The organism is Paraburkholderia sp. ZP32-5 (assembly GCF_021390495.1).
Lineage (GTDB): Bacteria > Pseudomonadota > Gammaproteobacteria > Burkholderiales > Burkholderiaceae > Paraburkholderia.
The window spans coordinates 702,782-718,931 of the sequence record NZ_JAJEJP010000001.1 but is presented as its reverse complement, the minus strand read 5'-3'; the positions used below and the strand labels follow the sequence as shown (position 1 = coordinate 718,931).

Genomic DNA, 16,150 nt, shown 5'->3' with positions numbered 1-16,150 from the left:
GACGACCCCTACCAATCGGTATCCGAAACAAATGTCTCGAATATTTCTCTCTCAGCGCACCGTCAAGTATTCACGGGCAGGTCGAAGCCAGGAAAGAGCGGCCACGCGACCCCATCCCGGACAGCAGGTTAATCAGCTATGTTTGCCCGCGCCGATGTCTTGCAATGCAGCGATTGACGGAGCAAGGAAATAAGCACCGCCGTCGGTTCTGACGAAGTGCTTCACGGTTATCGCAGCCGCGCTTTTTCCTACCTGAAACGAACCTTTAGCATTTTGAGCAATGATCGGATCGACACCAGGTGTGGGGCGGCTCGACGGAAATAGAGGGAAAGTCTCTTCGTTGACCCAATGTGTCTGGATGAACTCGAACTGATCCTTGATGCTTCGCTGATAACAAACGAACACCAGCCCACGGGGGTCGCTCACCTTTCCGTTGACCTTATCTCCGATCGAACCTCCATACGCGATGCCGCGCCGCAAAATCCTGTGGGTCTGCGTGATACTTTCGCTGTCCGCGGCCTTGCTCGTCGTCTGCTCATCGCGCGGATAAGCCTTGCGAATGTGCGCGGCAAGTGGACAAATTTCTCCGTCCGCGTCCTCACCGAACTCGAAGTTGTTGTTGAAGTTGTCATTGTCGGTGAGTTGCGGGTTGGCAAGGCCAGGATCGCCCCCGGACCCGGTGGCGAGATCGGGTGCGAAGCTGCGCATTTCGAGTGGGCATCCGCTCTTGTAGCGCCCCACCAGTCTCGCTCCCATTAGTTCGGCTGAAATGTTATTGGCAAGTGCCAACTCGCGTACGTGACTTTCGAAGTTCGGCACGTCCTGCTCGAGTCGTCGGAAAACAAGGTATGAACCGTTTGACGTCCAGGCCGGCTTCGCAACACTAAGTGGGCCGGCGTTCGGATTGGGACCGTCAACGTTGGGATCGGCATGATCGATTTGCGTCGGATATCCCAGCACGAATTCCCCGGGCCAGAGCAAGTCTTGACCCGGCTGCCCCTGGTTTGGGTTGCCGATGGGGTCGCTCGGTGGCGTCACGCCTCGTATTCCCGGCTGCGATACACCATCCTTGAAGCCGAAGTGTTCGTGACCGCTGGCCTCGCCGAGACGTGCCCGTCCGCATACCACGCCAAGAATATCCACGCCCGGTGCAAAAGTGCTGTCGTCTTTAATCGCATCGACTCGCGCTTTTAGCAAGGCATCGGAATCGGCCGCGACAATAAGCAACGCATGCACGTCGTCGAGATTCTTGAAAGGCACATTCCACTTGTCGGGCGCGCTGGAGTCGCGGTCGCCAAGCAAGTCGGCCCGTGCTGCCATACCCTCCTTGAATTCTTCCGGGAAGAGATCCAGGTCGGCGGACTTGATGCCGAGTGCTTTGAGACCAGCGAATGTCAGCCCAACGTTCGCCCAGGATGCGGCAAGATATTTTTCCGGCTCGAGGCCCTGCGCCAGCAGAGCCTTGAATTGACCGTTGAAATTGAGCACTTCCGCGCTGTTGCTTCCGGCGACGCCAGGATCGAAGTCATCCGATGCGAGCCGCGCAATCCACGCCCGCCCCGCAGAAGCCGACTTGAACTTCAGAAAGATAAAATCCTGAAAGTCCTTATTGAATCCGCCGAATATGTTCCCTTGTATCAGGTGCAAGTTGTTTGCCAGGTTGCTCATCTTAGGCTCCTTCGAGAATCGGGATCTCTTCCTTCGACTAGCTACGCAAAGCGCTTCCTGCGCATGCGAGGTGGCATCGCACTCAATTCATGGCGATGAAGCTGTAACCAGATAAATACCAACGATATGGCGCTTGTTCGCCACTCATTGTCTTTTCATAGATTCGCATTTCGAATCTATTCGGAAAATCCTGGAAGTTCACATCTCGCGGGGCGATAGGCGTTCGGCGACCATCTTTCCCGTTCGCACAACGTCGCCTCGATGAGCTTCCGCTTGCGCGCCAATGTGGTATAGGTCCGCCCCATCGGTTCTGCAAACGCAGAAACGGGCGTGCTCCGTGCGGAACCGAACACTTGCAGGGACGTTATGCGCCCCGCATTCGCACGCGCTTATACGTTGGTGGAAGTGACGCGCGAGGCATTTCGCGGCAAGCGGCTACTGTTTTCAGACATCAATGGCGGGAATTGCGAAACGGCAAATCGATTGGAGTCAATTACTTCGCCGGGATGCTGCTGACCTTGAGCGACATGGCACTCTAACGTCGTGTACGGTCAATCCGAATTGGCGGGATGGAGTGGCCGTTGTGCATTGAACGCGGCCGCATGCAAGCGCCCAGCAAACCGCATTGGAGACCGCGCCCGACGCGTCGACTGGAAATATCCAGACCGGCTCGCGTCGGGTCGCCTGTGGAAATGACGGGCAATTTCGAGTGCCGCAACATTCACCCAAGTAAACGGGCACCCAGTTCGCCGACATATTCGTTGACGTCATATTGCAGAATTTCGACCCCGCACTGCAGCCAATACGCGTGATGATCGCTTTTGAGCGTAACTGCCCAGGACTTTGCCTCGGGCCGGCCCAGGTGGGTATACCGCACGAGTGCCTCGACATCCTGCGCGGCGAGACCGTGCCCAAGAAATAGCAATCGACTGGAAGAAAGCTGCTTCCTGACGATTGCCGGCAAGACCTGAGGGATGCGTGCGGCAAGATCCCAGTAGTCGAGCCTCGTCGTCACGAAAGTCGTCGGGATCTGATTGCGGAAATCCATCCCTCCGTTCAATTTCACAACGATAAAGCCGGGCTCTTCAAGCGCCGTGACATTCTTGGGGCGCTCGATAACACGCAATTCGCCGCCCGGCGTGCGGTGATAAAACAGCCCTTTATGAGCACCCGTCGCCTGGTAAGAGAACAGGTGATAAGGAACATTCGACGCACTGAGCGTCTGCTCAAGAATGTCGTCGTAGTTTGTCGTGATGACGGTCGGATATGGCAGCGGCTTGCCGCGCTTCGCGTTATAGAGGTTCCAGTTCGCAAACACCTCGTGCGTCACGCGAGGCATCAAATCGGTTTGCTCGAAGAATCGGCAGATCTGCGCGTCGAGTGTGTCTCGGCCATGCCGGTCGGCGATAAATTGCGCTACCGCGAAATTGTCGGTGTCGAGCGCGGTGCAATCGAACAGAATCGCCAATCTCTTATAAAACTCGTTGGCCATCAATCGGGTCGGCGTGTGGATCGCCGAGCCAAGAAAGAATGTCACCGCGCCTCTTTCAATGTCGCCAACCAGTCTCTCGAAATGGACATCAAGGTTCTCGGCGACCGACGTGCGCTGCGGTTGCGTGAATGGCACCGGCTTTACGGCAGCCGACGTCGGAGCCGTCGTGGCACCCGCCGCAGCAGGCTTCGGCAACTCGACATTCCTGACCGACATCCGCTCGATAATTTCTCGCAGCAGTTTGTCGACCTGACGGTTATGGTCCCCATCGTGATCGACCTGGTACCACAACGGCAGTACTCCGCAATCTCGCAGTTGAGCTTCGCGAGTCTCCAGGTTGTCCTCGCTGGGTGCGCTCAAAATCGCGAAGTGCCGAATGCCGGCGTAGGCGTTGTGCACCTCTTTCAGCATTTCCACGGTCCGATCCGCGTTCAGACTTGCGCCGAGAAATAACATCGACCTGCTGGAAAACAACAACCGCTCAAGACCATCCAGCAACTCACGTTTTTTGCCCGGTTGAGCCGTGCCGTAGTTAGCGTCGTAGTCCGACTTCGCAAAGGTCCTGCCGACGCGGTCCCGCCAATCGCCGTGAAGCTTGATCAGCGCGTGCCGGTTTTCCTGCAGCGCCACGATCGTCAGATCAGGCCGAGGTCCCGAAATCACGGACTCGAATGATGCGCCGGCTTCGTCGAACACCCGCTCGAGCACGCCATCGAAGTTGGTTGTAACGACCAGACCTTCCGCAATCAACGGCAGCAACGTGGCCGGTCCGGTGAGAACGTCAAACCCCGCGAGCTGCTGATCGCCCGACAGCGCCGTCACCATGCTTTGAAATCCATCCGCGCCGAGTTTTTCGAGCAGATGTTCGGCGGCGCCTTCGTAATCGTTCGCGCTGAGCGCCGCATCGACTGCCCCGATCGCGTAGGGCGGCGCGGCGGCACGCAGAATACTTTTCCAGTCTTTGAATCCATAGGCGCGCGATACCCCCGCTCCTATAAAAGGAACGAGACCGAGCGATGAGCGCGCCTGAGTCTGCAGCAACCGAAAATTGATGTCGTTGGACCGTTCGATCCATTCACTGAGTTGTTCCGCGGTCATGTCGTCTTCTGTCGTGTTTGCTGTTAGCGGCGCTGTTCTACGCGCGAGGAAATTTAACGATGAGCTACCGGAAACTGACTCTTCTTTATCGGCATCCCGCAAGCGTCCTGTAGATCCGCAGAAGGGATTTCGATCGAAGCGGCGCCAACACTCGCGTGCGCTATCCATTGGGCATAGCAACGACTTCAAGCTTTAATCGCGCGGATCGATTTGCGCCCCGTCACTTCTCCCCCGGCGCACGCAACGCATTGCGCGCCATCCACTTCAACCGCTCGCAATTGACCTTGATGCGCGACTCGAACTCCGCCGGGTCGCGCTCGCGCAGCGCGCTCATCTGCCGATCATTGCTTTGCCCGCGACGCCAGCCGGTATCCCAGTGCTGATCGAAATGAGTCGCTTCGGTCAATCTTTGTCTGAGTTGAGCTTTGTACGCATCGATGCGCTCGGGCGGCACCGCGCAAAACGCCTGCGCGAAGCTTGCGCGCTCGCCGGCCGCTTCGATCTTCAGGTTCGCGCTCTCCTCGCTCGCGTGACCGGTCAGCGGCATGACGAGCAACGGCAGCGACAAAAATACTGCTATGCATAACGGACGGCGGCAATACGGCAACTTTTTCATCTTCGACTCCTGACGGTCTGGCATTGCGCCCAGTGAATTGTCCCGCGCTCCCGCGCCGCGCCGACGCGATGTCCTCAATAGACAGCACGATGGCGTTTTCGCCCGTTATGCGGCGCGTTGCATCGCCGGTCCCCGGTGCTACGCTCGTAAAAGCAGCATTCGATAGCCTGCCCGGCCACGCATTGCCGGACAGCGACGTCGAGCACCGTGCACCGCGAAGTGCTTCGGCTCGACGAAGGACCGGACGCGACGCTCGAACCGGGCGCGCGGCATGTGGACAAACAGACATACATCGAAAGTCCACGCGGACAACACTAACAAACGGCGAAACATCGCTGCGGGAGTGACTGCGATGGCATTTAGAACATATACCGTACTGACGCTGCTGGTAACGAGCAGTGCCGCGTTCGCGTGGCAACCGCTCACTTACCCGATCCGCAGTCAGAGCCCCTACGAACGCGGCGTCGACACGGCGCTGTGCTACGCGGAAGCGAGCCGCGTCAGCAAGGTCAATATCGTGCGCGAGCCGCAGATCCCGCCGCGCCCGGCGCCGGCGGCAAAAGGCTCGTCGACCGGCGCGCCGGCCAAGCCGCCGCTGCCGCCGAGTTCGTTCTCCGCCACGCCGCTGCCCTATGCCGCGAGCATGCCGGACGCCGCCAGCGAGGCGCTCGCGGCAATCGCGGCCGGCCCCCTTGGGGCGTCGGCGGCGAAGCCGGCGAGCGGCGCGGTGACGGGTGCCGACGGTTCGCGCGGCGCGGCCACCGCCGCGGCGGGCGCTTCGGCAGCCTCGCCGACGATGGCTGCCGGCGCGAGCGCGCCCCTCGGCGCATCGGATGCAGCGAGCGCATCGTTGCAGGCGAGCGCGGCATCGGACGTCAAACTGCCGCCGCTGCCCGCGCCCGAGCCGCCGATGACGCGCTATTGGGCCGCCTACGGCGCATGCATGCAGGCGCGCGGGTACGTCGTTCAGTAGTTCACGCTTGCGAATCTCGTTGCCGTTATCTGTTCCCTTGACCGAGGCGTCGTCATAGAACGCCCGAGAGCGACCGGCCATGTCCAACTATCCGACTGTCAATCAGCCCGAGCCCCGCCGCTGCGAGAACTGCGGCGCGCCTATCAAGGGCCGCTTCTCTCCGTGTATCGCGTGTCATTCGCTCGGGCTGGACGGGTCGGCTGCGCAAGCCGCCCAGATGCCGGGTTTGTATGTCACGCGGCCGGGTACGCAACGCAGATTCTGGCAGCCGTCGCCGGACACGCTGGTCTATCCGTACGATTCGATCGACGAAGCCGAGTTGGCCGCGAAAACCCAAAAGCGTTCGCGCCGCCGCATCGTGATGGCGGCGTCGGTGCTGGCGGTGAGTTCGGCTGTGTATCTGGTCTGCATCCACGGCGATGATTGGCGCAGGGCGGCGTCGGCGGGGGCTGCGCGCGATGTGTCCGCGCAGAATGGCAAGCCGGCTGGTGCGGTTGCAGATGCGGGGGGAACTGGCGCGGCGGAAAAATCGCATGTCGATGTACGGCCTGGCGCTGTCGCGCAGCAGCAGCCGGGCGTCGTCGCGCAGAACGCTGCGTCGGTTCGGACTGTGCCGGCCACACCACCGGCTGCGTTGCCGGCCGAGCAGGACAAGGTCGCGCCGGCACTGCCTGATTCCGCGCACGTCGCCGCTGCCGCTCAGCCGACTAGTGCGGAGGAGAAATCGCGCGTCGATGTACGGCCTGGCGCCGTCGCGCAGCAGCAGCCGACTGTCGTCGCGCAGAACGCTGCTTCGGTCCGAGCTGCGCCGGCTACACCGTCGGCTACGTCGCCTGCCGAGCAGCACAAGGTCACGCCGGCACTCACTGACTCCGCTCGCGTTGCTGCCACTCAGCCGACTAGCGCAGGGGAAAAATCGCACGTCGATGTACAGCCAAGCGCCATTGCGCAGCAGCAGCCGAGCGTCGTCGCGCAGAACGCTGCGTCGCTGCGGCCTGCGCCGGCCACACCATCAGCTACATTGCCTGCCGAGCAGCACAAGGTCGCGCCGGCACTGCCTGACTCCGCTCGCGTCGCTGCCGCTCAGCCGACCAGCGCAGGGGGAAAATCGCACGTCGATGTGCGGCCGAACGCCATCGCGCAACAGCAGCCTGCCGTCACCGCGCAGAAGTTTGCGTCGGCCGCGCCTGCACCTGTCACGGCACCAGCTGCAGCGCCACTTGAGCAACGCCGCATCGTGTCGGCAGCGCCCGATTCCACGCACGTTGCTGCCGCTCAGCCGACCAGCGCGGGAGGAAAATTGCACGTCGATAGCCGATCAAGCGCCACCACACAACAACGCCCCGTCGTCGTCGCGCAAAACCTCGCATCGGCCCGGCCTGCGCCAACTACAGCATCGGCCTCGGCACCGATCGCGCCGTCGACTACACCACAGGCCGCTACGCTGCCCACGCAACACCGCATCGCATCTGCAACACCGGCTCCTGTACGCGCTGCTGCCCCTCAGCCGATCAGCGCGGAAGACAAACAGCGCGCCGAAGCGGCGCAGTCTCTGAGAGCGGCGCGTGCCAGTATGAAAGCGAACAATTTGTCGGCGGCGAAAGCGCACCTCGCCGCGGCCATCGCCGCGCAGCCCGACAACCGTGAGGCACGCCGTCTGCGCGCCACGGTACATACGCTAGAACAGCAACGCGATGCGCTGCTGAGCCTCGCGCGCAGCTGCGGCTCCATCGGGCACCTTGCCTGTACGTCGCGCGACGCCGGCATCGCGCTACAGATCGATTCCAGCAGCAAGGCGGCACGGCGTCTGGCAACGAACGCGATGCGCGAATCCGAACTGCAAATCGAGCCGCAAGCGGACTCCGTGACAGGCCCATTGCCCGCGATGCGTTATGTGAGCACGCATCACTAATCTGATGCCAGCACGCGTCCGGCGGAGCGCGAAGATATACGTCACGCGACAACCAAGCGCCGTAGTCGCGGCTCGCTGCAACGGTAGTAACTCACCTGCTCCGCCACCACCCGATCATCCGCTAGCGATATGACCAAGCGCGAGGCGCAATACACAAGCCAACGCGCCACACGTATCAACGCCCCAGCGCGATATCCAAGCCAACGGCACCGCATCGCACCGCATCGCACGGCAAATACCGACAGATTGAAAACAGAGCGATCGAATTGCAGCAACGAGCGATCCTTCCTCGCGATACGCGTTGATGCACAAATCGAGCCCCCGGCCTGCTTCGCATCGGCGGCTCGAATGCCACAACTTCACCCGCGAAAAAACACACGCCCGTAGCAGTAGCCGGCAAGCTACTGCTACGGGCGCGAGACGACGCGCAAAACGACACGCATCAAGTTAGCCCATCACAAAACCGCAAAACAAAAAACCCGCAAAGCCAGGAGCCACGAACACATCGCAGAGACTCGCCACTCTCCAAAGCCGCAGCGACTTAACCCGCCACCCTTACTCGTGATGCTCCAGCGCAGTAAACCCCGCCAACGTAACAAGCGCATCGCGACGTGCAATCTGATAGTCCGAACGCACCATTTCCTTGACCAGCTGATCGAACGTCGTCGTCGGTTTCCAGCCCAGCCGCGCGTGCGCCTTCGACGGATCGCCGAGCAGCGTTTCGACTTCCGCCGGACGGAAATAGCGCGGATCGACCCGCACGATCACATCGCCGGGCGACACCCTGATCTCCCGCCCCTCGACCTTTTCGACGATGCCGACTTCATCCACGCCGGTGCCCTCGAAGCGCACCGTGATGCCCAGCTCGGCAGCCGCATCCTGCACGAACTGACGCACGCTGTATTGCTCGCCGGTCGCGATCACGAAGTCTTCGGGCTGATCCTGTTGCAGCATCATCCATTGCATTTCCACGTAATCGCGAGCGTGGCCCCAGTCGCGCAATGCCGACAGATTGCCGAGATACAGCATCTTCTGCGTACCCACCGCGATGCGCGCGATCGCGCGCGTAATCTTGCGCGTGACGAAGGTCTCGCCGCGCACCGGCGATTCGTGATTGAACAGAATCCCGTTGCACGCGAAGAACCCATAGGCCTCGCGATAGTTGACCGTGGTCCAGTAAGCGAACAGCTTCGCGACCGCATACGGGCTGCGCGGATAGAACGGCGTGCTCTCGCTTTGCGGCACCTGCTGCACGAGCCCGTAGAGTTCCGACGTGGACGCCTGGTAAAAGCGCGTCTTCTGCTGCATGTCGAGAATCCGGATCGCTTCGAGCAGACGCAAGGTGCCGAGACCGTCGGCATTAGCCGTGTATTCCGGCTCCTCGAACGACACCGCCACATGGCTCTGCGCCGCGAGGTTATAGATTTCGTCCGGCTCGACGCGCTGGATCACGCGCAGCAGACTGGTCGAGTCGGTCAGATCGGCGTGGTGCAGAAAGAGCCGTTGTTCCGGTTCGTGCGGATCGCGGTACAGGTGATCGATCCGATCCGTATTGAACAGCGACACCCTGCGTTTGATGCCATGTACGATGTAGTCCTTGGCGAGCAGCAACTCAGCCAGGTATGAGCCGTCCTGTCCAGTAATCCCGGTGATCAGCGCAACCTTGCGTTTCATGGAAACTTCTCCCGATTAATGTTTCGCGATGCTTGTACGAACCCCTGGTTTCGTCTGAACTCGATGCGCACACAGCCGCCGCACGGTCCGTCATTGCATCGGAAACCGCGCGTTCAACCGGCAATGCTGTCGTAGCCGTAATAGCCGCCCTGATATCCGGAACCCAGAAACGCAGCTTCTTGCGGCACATCGGTCAGCAGTACGCCGCGCATTGCCACGCCACCATTGCGCAAGCGTTTCGCCGTCTCGACGATCTCATGCAGCGGTTGGCGGCCGTGCCGCACCACCAGCAGCGTGGTGCCTGCGTATCTGCCGATCAGCGTCGAGTCGGTCACCGCCAACACCGGCGGTGTATCGACAATAACCAGGTCGTACCGCGGCTTCAGTTCGTCAAGCAACATTTCGAAGCGTTTGCTCATCAGCAGCTCGGCCGGATGCGTGGGCAGCGAACCCTTGGCCAGCACGTCCAGACCGGGCAGCACGTCGCGCTGGATCATCGCGTACGGATCGCCGCCATTCAAAACATCAGACAAACCCGGTTGATGGGAGATACCGAAATGCGAATGCACGTCCCCGCGTCGCATGTCGCCGTCGATGATCAGCACCCGTTTTTGCGCCGATGCGACCAGCGCCGACAGATTCACCGACAGAAACGACTTGCCGGCATCGGGCCGCGAGCCGGTGATCATCACGACGTTGTTGGTCGCATGATCGAGCGATAGCTGCAGCGACGTGCGCAGGTTGCGCACGCCCTCCACCGCGAGATCGCCGGGCGCCTGATGCGCGAGCACGTGCTGCCCGCGCCGCCGATGCTCGACGCTATTCTGCAGACGCAACTGCGTCTGGCTGCGCGGCACCGCCGCGAACACCGGCACACCGAGGATTGCTTCGAGGTCGTCGGGCCGCTCGACGCCGCCGCACAGCGCGCGCTTGAGCAACACCAGCACGATGCCGAGCCCGAGACCACCGCCAAACGCGATCAGGACCGCGAGCATCCGCCGCGGCCGCACCGGATCGTCCGGCGGCTCGGCGAGGTCGACGAGCCGCACGCCGCCCACCTGCCCCGCCTGCGTCACGCGCAGTTGCTGCACGTTATTCATCAGATTGTTGTACTGCTCGGTCTTGACCTGCAGATCCTGCTTGAGCCGCTGCGCGGTCTGCTCGATGTCGGGCGCGACCGTCACGCTGCGCTTCGAGGTGGCCTGCGCGTTTTGCAACGCGGCGATCTGCGCATCGAGCGCGGCGACCGACGGATAGCTCGCGGTGAAGCGCTGCAACAGCACCATGCGTTGCTGTTGCAGATCGAGCAGCCGCGCCTTGTTGTCGGCGGCCTGCTGCAGCATCAGCCGGTTTTCCTCGCCGATGTCGACGGTGCCGTGTTCGTTACGGAACTTGCTGTAGCGCTGCTCCGCGTCGTCGAGTTGCTGGCGCAGACCGGGCAGTTGCTGTTCGAGGAACGCGAGCGTGTGCTGCGTTTCGGTCGACTGGCTCGCGATGTCCTGACGCACGAACTGCTGCGCCATGTTGTTGACGACCGCCGCGACCAACCCGGCATCGCCGCCTTCGAGACTCACGCGGATCACACCGGATTGCGGCGCGGTCTCCTCTACGACCACCGTGTTCTGCAGATGATCGACCGTGCCGAGCGTCGACGCGCGCGCGAGCGTGAAACGCGAACCGGGCGCGCCGACCAGCCGGTCGACGTGCAACGCGATCGGGCCATCGGCGGTATCGGTTTGCACCGTCTCGCCGACCCGGCCCGACAGGATCGCGTTGCCGTTCGGATCGCGCAGCATGAAGGTGTTGTTGGCGCCCGCCACCAGCGTGAACTTTGCGTCGTACAGTTGCTTCGCGGTATCGAAACGCGACACCGCGATACTCTCGTCACCCCACGCGAAGCCCCGCACCTTGAGGAACGACGGCAGCCTGAATCCCCAATGCCCGTTCGCGAGACTGGCGAGCCTCGCGCCGATGACCGGCAGATAACGCGGCGTCGCCGTGATGTCGAGGTGCAGCGTGCGCACCGCTTCCTCGACGACGAGCCGCGATTTCAGCAATTCGATCTGCGCGGCCGTCGACGGCTTCGAATCGGACCCGTCGGCGGCCGGCAACGCGCCGCCGACGGCCCTGCTCGCATTGGCCGTCTTGTCCTCGACGTGAAACAGCACATCCGCGCGATACACGGGCGGCGCGAGAAACGCGTACGCGCCACCGAGCGCAAGCGCGATCAACGTGATCGCGATGATCGTGCGCCGGCCGCGCACGATCGCGCGCAGATAGTCCGCGACACGCAACCCTCCCGCTCTCGACACATCCACGTAACCGTTGTCAAAGCGGTTGTCATAGCGCCTTTCGTAGCGGTCGTCATAGTTAATCGCCATATTGTTCACCCCGACAAGGCCTGGCAAATCAGGTTACGTGTACCGCGGACGTCACTTCGAAACGACGACTCCCGTCACAGCCGCGTTGATCGCCGGCAACAGCAGGTTCAACACACGGTTGAAGCGGACCAGACCACCCTGGCCGACGTACACGATGTCCTTCGGCTGCAGCTCGAACTGGTTCGCGAGCAGCATCGCCACCGGCGACGTCGCGTCGAGGTGATAGATCTGCGGCGAGTCGCTGGTCGAGCCGCGGATCACGAACAGCTGCTGCGCCGCGGCCGTGTTCGAGTCGAAGCTGCCGCCATCGGAGATCGCCTGCGACAGCGTCAACGAGCCGTTACGCAACGGCAGCACCGTGGCCGGCTTGTTGACTTCGCCCATCACGTAGACGCCGCTGTCCTCGCGCGCCGGCACCCGCACCAGATCGCCCGGCTGCAGATAGATATCCGCCGGATTGTGGCCGTGCTTGATCAGCTCGTCAAAGTTCAGCGCATACGTCTGGCTGTTGCGGATCAGATCGACGCGGCTGCGGTCCGCGGTCGTCGTGAAGCCGCCGCTCAGGCCGATCGCATTGGTGAGCGACATCGGCACGTCGGTCACCGACTGGCTGCCGGGCGTGCGCACTTCGCCGTCGATCATCACCTGCGCGTTGCGGAACGACGCGACCCGCACCGTCACTTCGGGCTTCTGATAGACCTTGCTCAGACGCCGCAGCAGTTCGCGCTGAATCGTGCCGACGTCCTGGCCCGCGACGTGCAGATTGCCGGCATACGGAAACTGCACGTTGCCGCTGTCGTCGATCAGGAAGCCCGGGATCGCATCCGACGGACGCGAGGTCTGCGTCGGCTGCCCGAGCGCGGCGGCGAGTTCCGGGTGATCCCACACGACAATCTGCAGCACGTCGCCGGGGCCGACCCGATACGGGGCCGGCTTGCCGAACAGCGCCGAGATGTCCTGCGGCAGCGCCATGCCATCCTGGTCGGCCTTCAGCTTCTTGACCAGCGCGAGGTTGATGTCGGTGATCTGAATCTGCTTCTGCTGCGCAGCTTCGGTACTGAATTCCCCACCCGTGTCCTGAATCGAAGCCGGCACGATCATTCGTTGTCCCGGCACGCTTCCGCATCCGGAGAGCAGCGCCGCACTAGCGAAAACCACGAGACTTCCCGTGCGAAAACCAAGCGAGCTCATAATATTTCCTCCTAGCGCCCCGAGGCGTTTTTACCTACATGTCTTAGTAAGCGTTTCGATGTACCAGTCCGGCGACAATCGTCGCGCCGATGATCCGCATGTCGAGTGCGAACGACCAGTGACCCAGGTAATACAGATCATGTTCGACGCGCCGCTCCATCTTCTCGATGCGGTCGGTCTCGCCACGAAAGCCGTTGATTTGCGCCCAACCCGTAATACCCGGCTTGATCCGGTAGCGATTGATATAGCCCGCGACCACTTTCTGATAGAGGTCGTCGTGCTCGAGCGCATGGGGACGCGGTCCTACGACCGACATGTCGCCACGCAACACGTTGAAGAATTGCGGCAGCTCGTCGAGACTCGTGCGACGCAGGAACGCGCCGACTTTCGTCACGCGCTTGTCGTTGCGCGTCGCCTGGCTCAACGTGCCCTTCGCTTCGGTATGCACGCGCATCGAGCGGAACTTGTAGATCGTGAACACACGACCGTCCGCGCCCTTGCGCTTCTGTTTGAACAGCACCGGACCGCGCGAAGAAAGCTTCACCGCAATCGAGATCGCGAGCAGCAGCGGCGCGAGTGCACACAGCGCGGTTGCCGCAAACAGGCGATCGAAGATTTCCTTTTTCAGCATCGCATTCGCCGACAGCGGCGACGCCACCAGATTGATCGCCGGCACGCCGAGCAGATCGACCACGCCGCTGCCTTCGAAGAGCGCATGGCTGCGTACGTCCGGCATGAAGCGGATGTTGACGAGATCGTCGCGGAACTCGCCGATCAGCGAGCAGATCAGCGGCTCTTCCGACAGCGACAGCATCAGCCACAGCTCGTGCACATCATTAGTGCGGATGTATTCGGCGAATGCGTCGACACTGTCGAACACCGGCACGCGCGGATCCGCGACGCCGGACAGCTCGGACTTCGTGTTGTACACGGCAGTCGCGCGAAAGCCGGCGGTCGGCGTCGCTTCGATACGGCGAATGATCGCGTCGCACTGCGAGCCGCTGCCGACGATCGCGACCTGATGCAGGTTCATGCCGGCACCGCGCGCGCGAGCGAGCACCGCATGGGTAATCAGCCGGTACGCGATCAACATGCCGCCCGTCACCGCGGTCCAGTACGAGAACCACAGGCGCGACACGAAATCACTGCGATGCAGCGAGTACATCAGCACCAGCGCGCAGGCCTGCACGATCAGCCATGCGAGCGACACCTGCCCGGCGAGCGCGAGTTTCGAGCGGCCGCGCCACGATTCGTACACGCCGAACGCGGGAAAGATGGCCAGCGCGAACGCGGCCGAAAACATCACCAGCACCCAGTAAAAACCGGACTGGCCCAGATAGTCGAAGCGGATCTGCGACGCGACAGTCGCGCCTAGCAGCACCAGTAGCACATCGAAAATCCGCGCGAGCAGATCCTGAAACTTGCGCATTTTGCTTACCTCTTTCCCGCGGTTCCTGTTCGCAAATAAAGGCGTGGAAGTGCCGCTTACGGGCAGCGGCCGTAGTTGTCGTTGAACCTCACGATGTCGTCCTCACCGAGATACGTGCCGGACTGGACTTCGATGATTTCGAGCGGCACCTTGCCCGGGTTTTCGAGCCGGTGACGCGTGCCGAGCGGGATAAACGTCGATTCGTTTTCGCTCAGCAGAAACTGTTCTTCGCCGCGCGTGACGAGCGCAGTGCCGCGCACCACGACCCAGTGCTCGGCGCGGTGATGATGCAGTTGCAGCGACAGCTTCGCGCCCGGCGTGACGACGATACGCTTGACCTGGAAGCGCTCGCCGTGATCGATCGAATCGTAGAAGCCCCACGGGCGCCGTACCTTGCGATGCGCGTCGGCCTCGGGCGCGTTCTGCGCCTTGATGCGTGACACGAGCCCCTTGACGTCCTGCACGTGCGAGCGGTCGACCACCAGCACCGCGTCGGCGGTTTCCACGACGACCACGTTCGCGGTGCCGACACAGGCGACGAGCCGCCCTTCCGAATGCGCGTAGCACGACACCGCGCCTTCGAAGGTCACGCGCCCGCGTCCAGCGTTGCCGCTCGAGTCTTTTTCCATCGCGGCCCAGACGGCATCCCACGAGCCGAGGTCGGACCAGCCGGCTTCGAGCGGCACCACGACGCCGGGCGGAATACCATTCACCCCGCCGCCCGCCTCGCCGCTCGTCTGGCCGTCAGTGCTCGCGCCATCGCGTTGCGCAGCGCCGGCCGGTGAGTCGGTCAGACGCTCCATCACCGCGTAGTCGATCGAATCGGCGGGCACCTGGACAAACGCTTCGGTTGCCGGACGAAATACCGCGCCGTCCTTGCTGCCGCCGGCAAACGCGCTTTCGCACGGTGCGCGCATGTCGGGACGCAAGCGCGCGAGCGTATCGAGCCACACACTCGCGCGCACGATGAAGATGCCGCTGTTCCACCAGTACGTGCCGGCCGCTACGTATTGCGCGGCGATTTCCGCGGCAGGCTTCTCGACGAAGCCATCGATCGCATGACCGCCGTCGGGCAGCGCCGCGCCGATGCGGATATAGCCGAAGCCGGTATCGGGCCGCGTCGGCGGCACGCCGAGCGTTGCGATCGCGCCGGCTTGCGCATGGCGCGCCGCGCAGGCAAGCGCGCGCTGCAAAGCGGGCACGTCGGCGATCGCGTGATCGGCGGGCATCACGATCAGCACCGCGTCGCCGCCGGCTGCATCGGCACGCGCGAGCGAAGCCGCAAGCGTCAGCGCGGGGGCGGTATCGCGCCGCGCCGGTTCGACGATCAGACGCGCATCGACGCCGTTTTCATGAAGCTGTTCGGCAATCACGAAGCGATGTTCATCGCCGCAGACGACGATCGGCGACGCATCTACGCTCCAGCCGGAAGGAAAGCCGTCGAGCCGCCGCGCGGTCGCTTGCAGCAGCGAGTCGGAACCGACCACGTCGATCAGCTGCTTCGGAAAATTCTCGCGCGATACGGGCCACAGGCGCGTGCCCGAACCGCCCGCGAGAATCACCGGAACGATGCGCGTGCAAGCGGCACCCGCCGCCCCAGCGCTCGCTCCGCTCGGGTCGATATTTGCGGCGTTCACAGATCCGTGCGTCAACATTGGCGCGTCCTTATCTTTCTCGAATTAGAAAACGGTCCCGGCGCGGCGGCGATCGCGCGCC

The 16,150-nt window shown here is 62.4% G+C and carries 10 protein-coding genes; 2 read left to right on the top strand and 8 right to left on the bottom strand.

Translation table 11 applies throughout. The features are described from left to right. Positions 1-132: 132 nt before the first annotated feature. The 3 genes from L0U82_RS03075 to L0U82_RS03065 all read right to left on the bottom strand — a co-directional run bounded on the left by L0U82_RS03075 (position 133) and on the right by L0U82_RS03065 (position 4,874). Positions 133-1,668: a Dyp-type peroxidase gene (locus L0U82_RS03075; RefSeq protein ID WP_233828414.1), complete on the bottom strand. Its 1,536-nt coding sequence runs from the start codon at positions 1,666-1,668 to the stop codon at positions 133-135. Positions 1,669-2,389: 721 nt separating this feature from the next. Beyond that, positions 2,390-4,258 (bottom strand): SIR2 family protein, encoded by a 1,869-nt coding sequence (locus L0U82_RS03070; RefSeq protein ID WP_233828412.1) that lies wholly within the window; start codon positions 4,256-4,258, stop codon positions 2,390-2,392. A gap of 220 nt (positions 4,259-4,478) precedes the next feature. Beyond that, positions 4,479-4,874, bottom strand: a complete 396-nt coding sequence (locus tag L0U82_RS03065) for a hypothetical protein (RefSeq protein ID WP_233828411.1) — start codon at positions 4,872-4,874, stop codon at positions 4,479-4,481. Positions 4,875-5,226: 352 nt separating this feature from the next. On the opposite strand from L0U82_RS03065, the gene L0U82_RS03060 reads away from it, so the two are divergent. Then, positions 5,227-5,847 carry a hypothetical protein gene (locus L0U82_RS03060; protein ID WP_233828410.1) on the top strand — a complete coding sequence of 207 codons (621 nt, stop codon included), beginning with the start codon at positions 5,227-5,229 and terminating at the stop codon, positions 5,845-5,847. Positions 5,848-5,926: 79 nt separating this feature from the next. Continuing rightward, positions 5,927-7,759, top strand: coding sequence for a hypothetical protein (locus L0U82_RS03055; protein ID WP_233828409.1), 1,833 nt, complete (start codon positions 5,927-5,929; stop codon positions 7,757-7,759). A gap of 555 nt (positions 7,760-8,314) precedes the next feature. Here the strand turns inward: L0U82_RS03055 and gmd are convergent. From gmd to L0U82_RS03030, 5 genes are all read right to left on the bottom strand, one after another. Beyond that, positions 8,315-9,433: a GDP-mannose 4,6-dehydratase gene (gene gmd / locus L0U82_RS03050; RefSeq protein ID WP_233828408.1), complete on the bottom strand. Its 1,119-nt coding sequence runs from the start codon at positions 9,431-9,433 to the stop codon at positions 8,315-8,317. A 113-nt stretch (positions 9,434-9,546) separates the two neighbouring features. After that, entirely contained in the window at positions 9,547-11,814 is a 2,268-nt protein-coding gene (locus L0U82_RS03045; protein ID WP_233828407.1) for a polysaccharide biosynthesis tyrosine autokinase, read from the bottom strand. Positions 11,815-11,865: 51 nt separating this feature from the next. Continuing rightward, complete coding sequence (locus L0U82_RS03040; RefSeq protein ID WP_233828406.1) at positions 11,866-13,005, bottom strand: polysaccharide biosynthesis/export family protein; 1,140 nt, start codon at positions 13,003-13,005, stop codon at positions 11,866-11,868. A gap of 43 nt (positions 13,006-13,048) precedes the next feature. Continuing rightward, positions 13,049-14,434 carry an undecaprenyl-phosphate glucose phosphotransferase gene (locus L0U82_RS03035; RefSeq protein WP_233828405.1) on the bottom strand — a complete coding sequence of 462 codons (1,386 nt, stop codon included), beginning with the start codon at positions 14,432-14,434 and terminating at the stop codon, positions 13,049-13,051. A 56-nt stretch (positions 14,435-14,490) separates the two neighbouring features. Further along, positions 14,491-16,089 carry a sugar phosphate nucleotidyltransferase gene (locus tag L0U82_RS03030; RefSeq protein WP_233828404.1) on the bottom strand — a complete coding sequence of 533 codons (1,599 nt, stop codon included), beginning with the start codon at positions 16,087-16,089 and terminating at the stop codon, positions 14,491-14,493. Between the last annotated feature and the right edge of the window lie 61 nt (positions 16,090-16,150).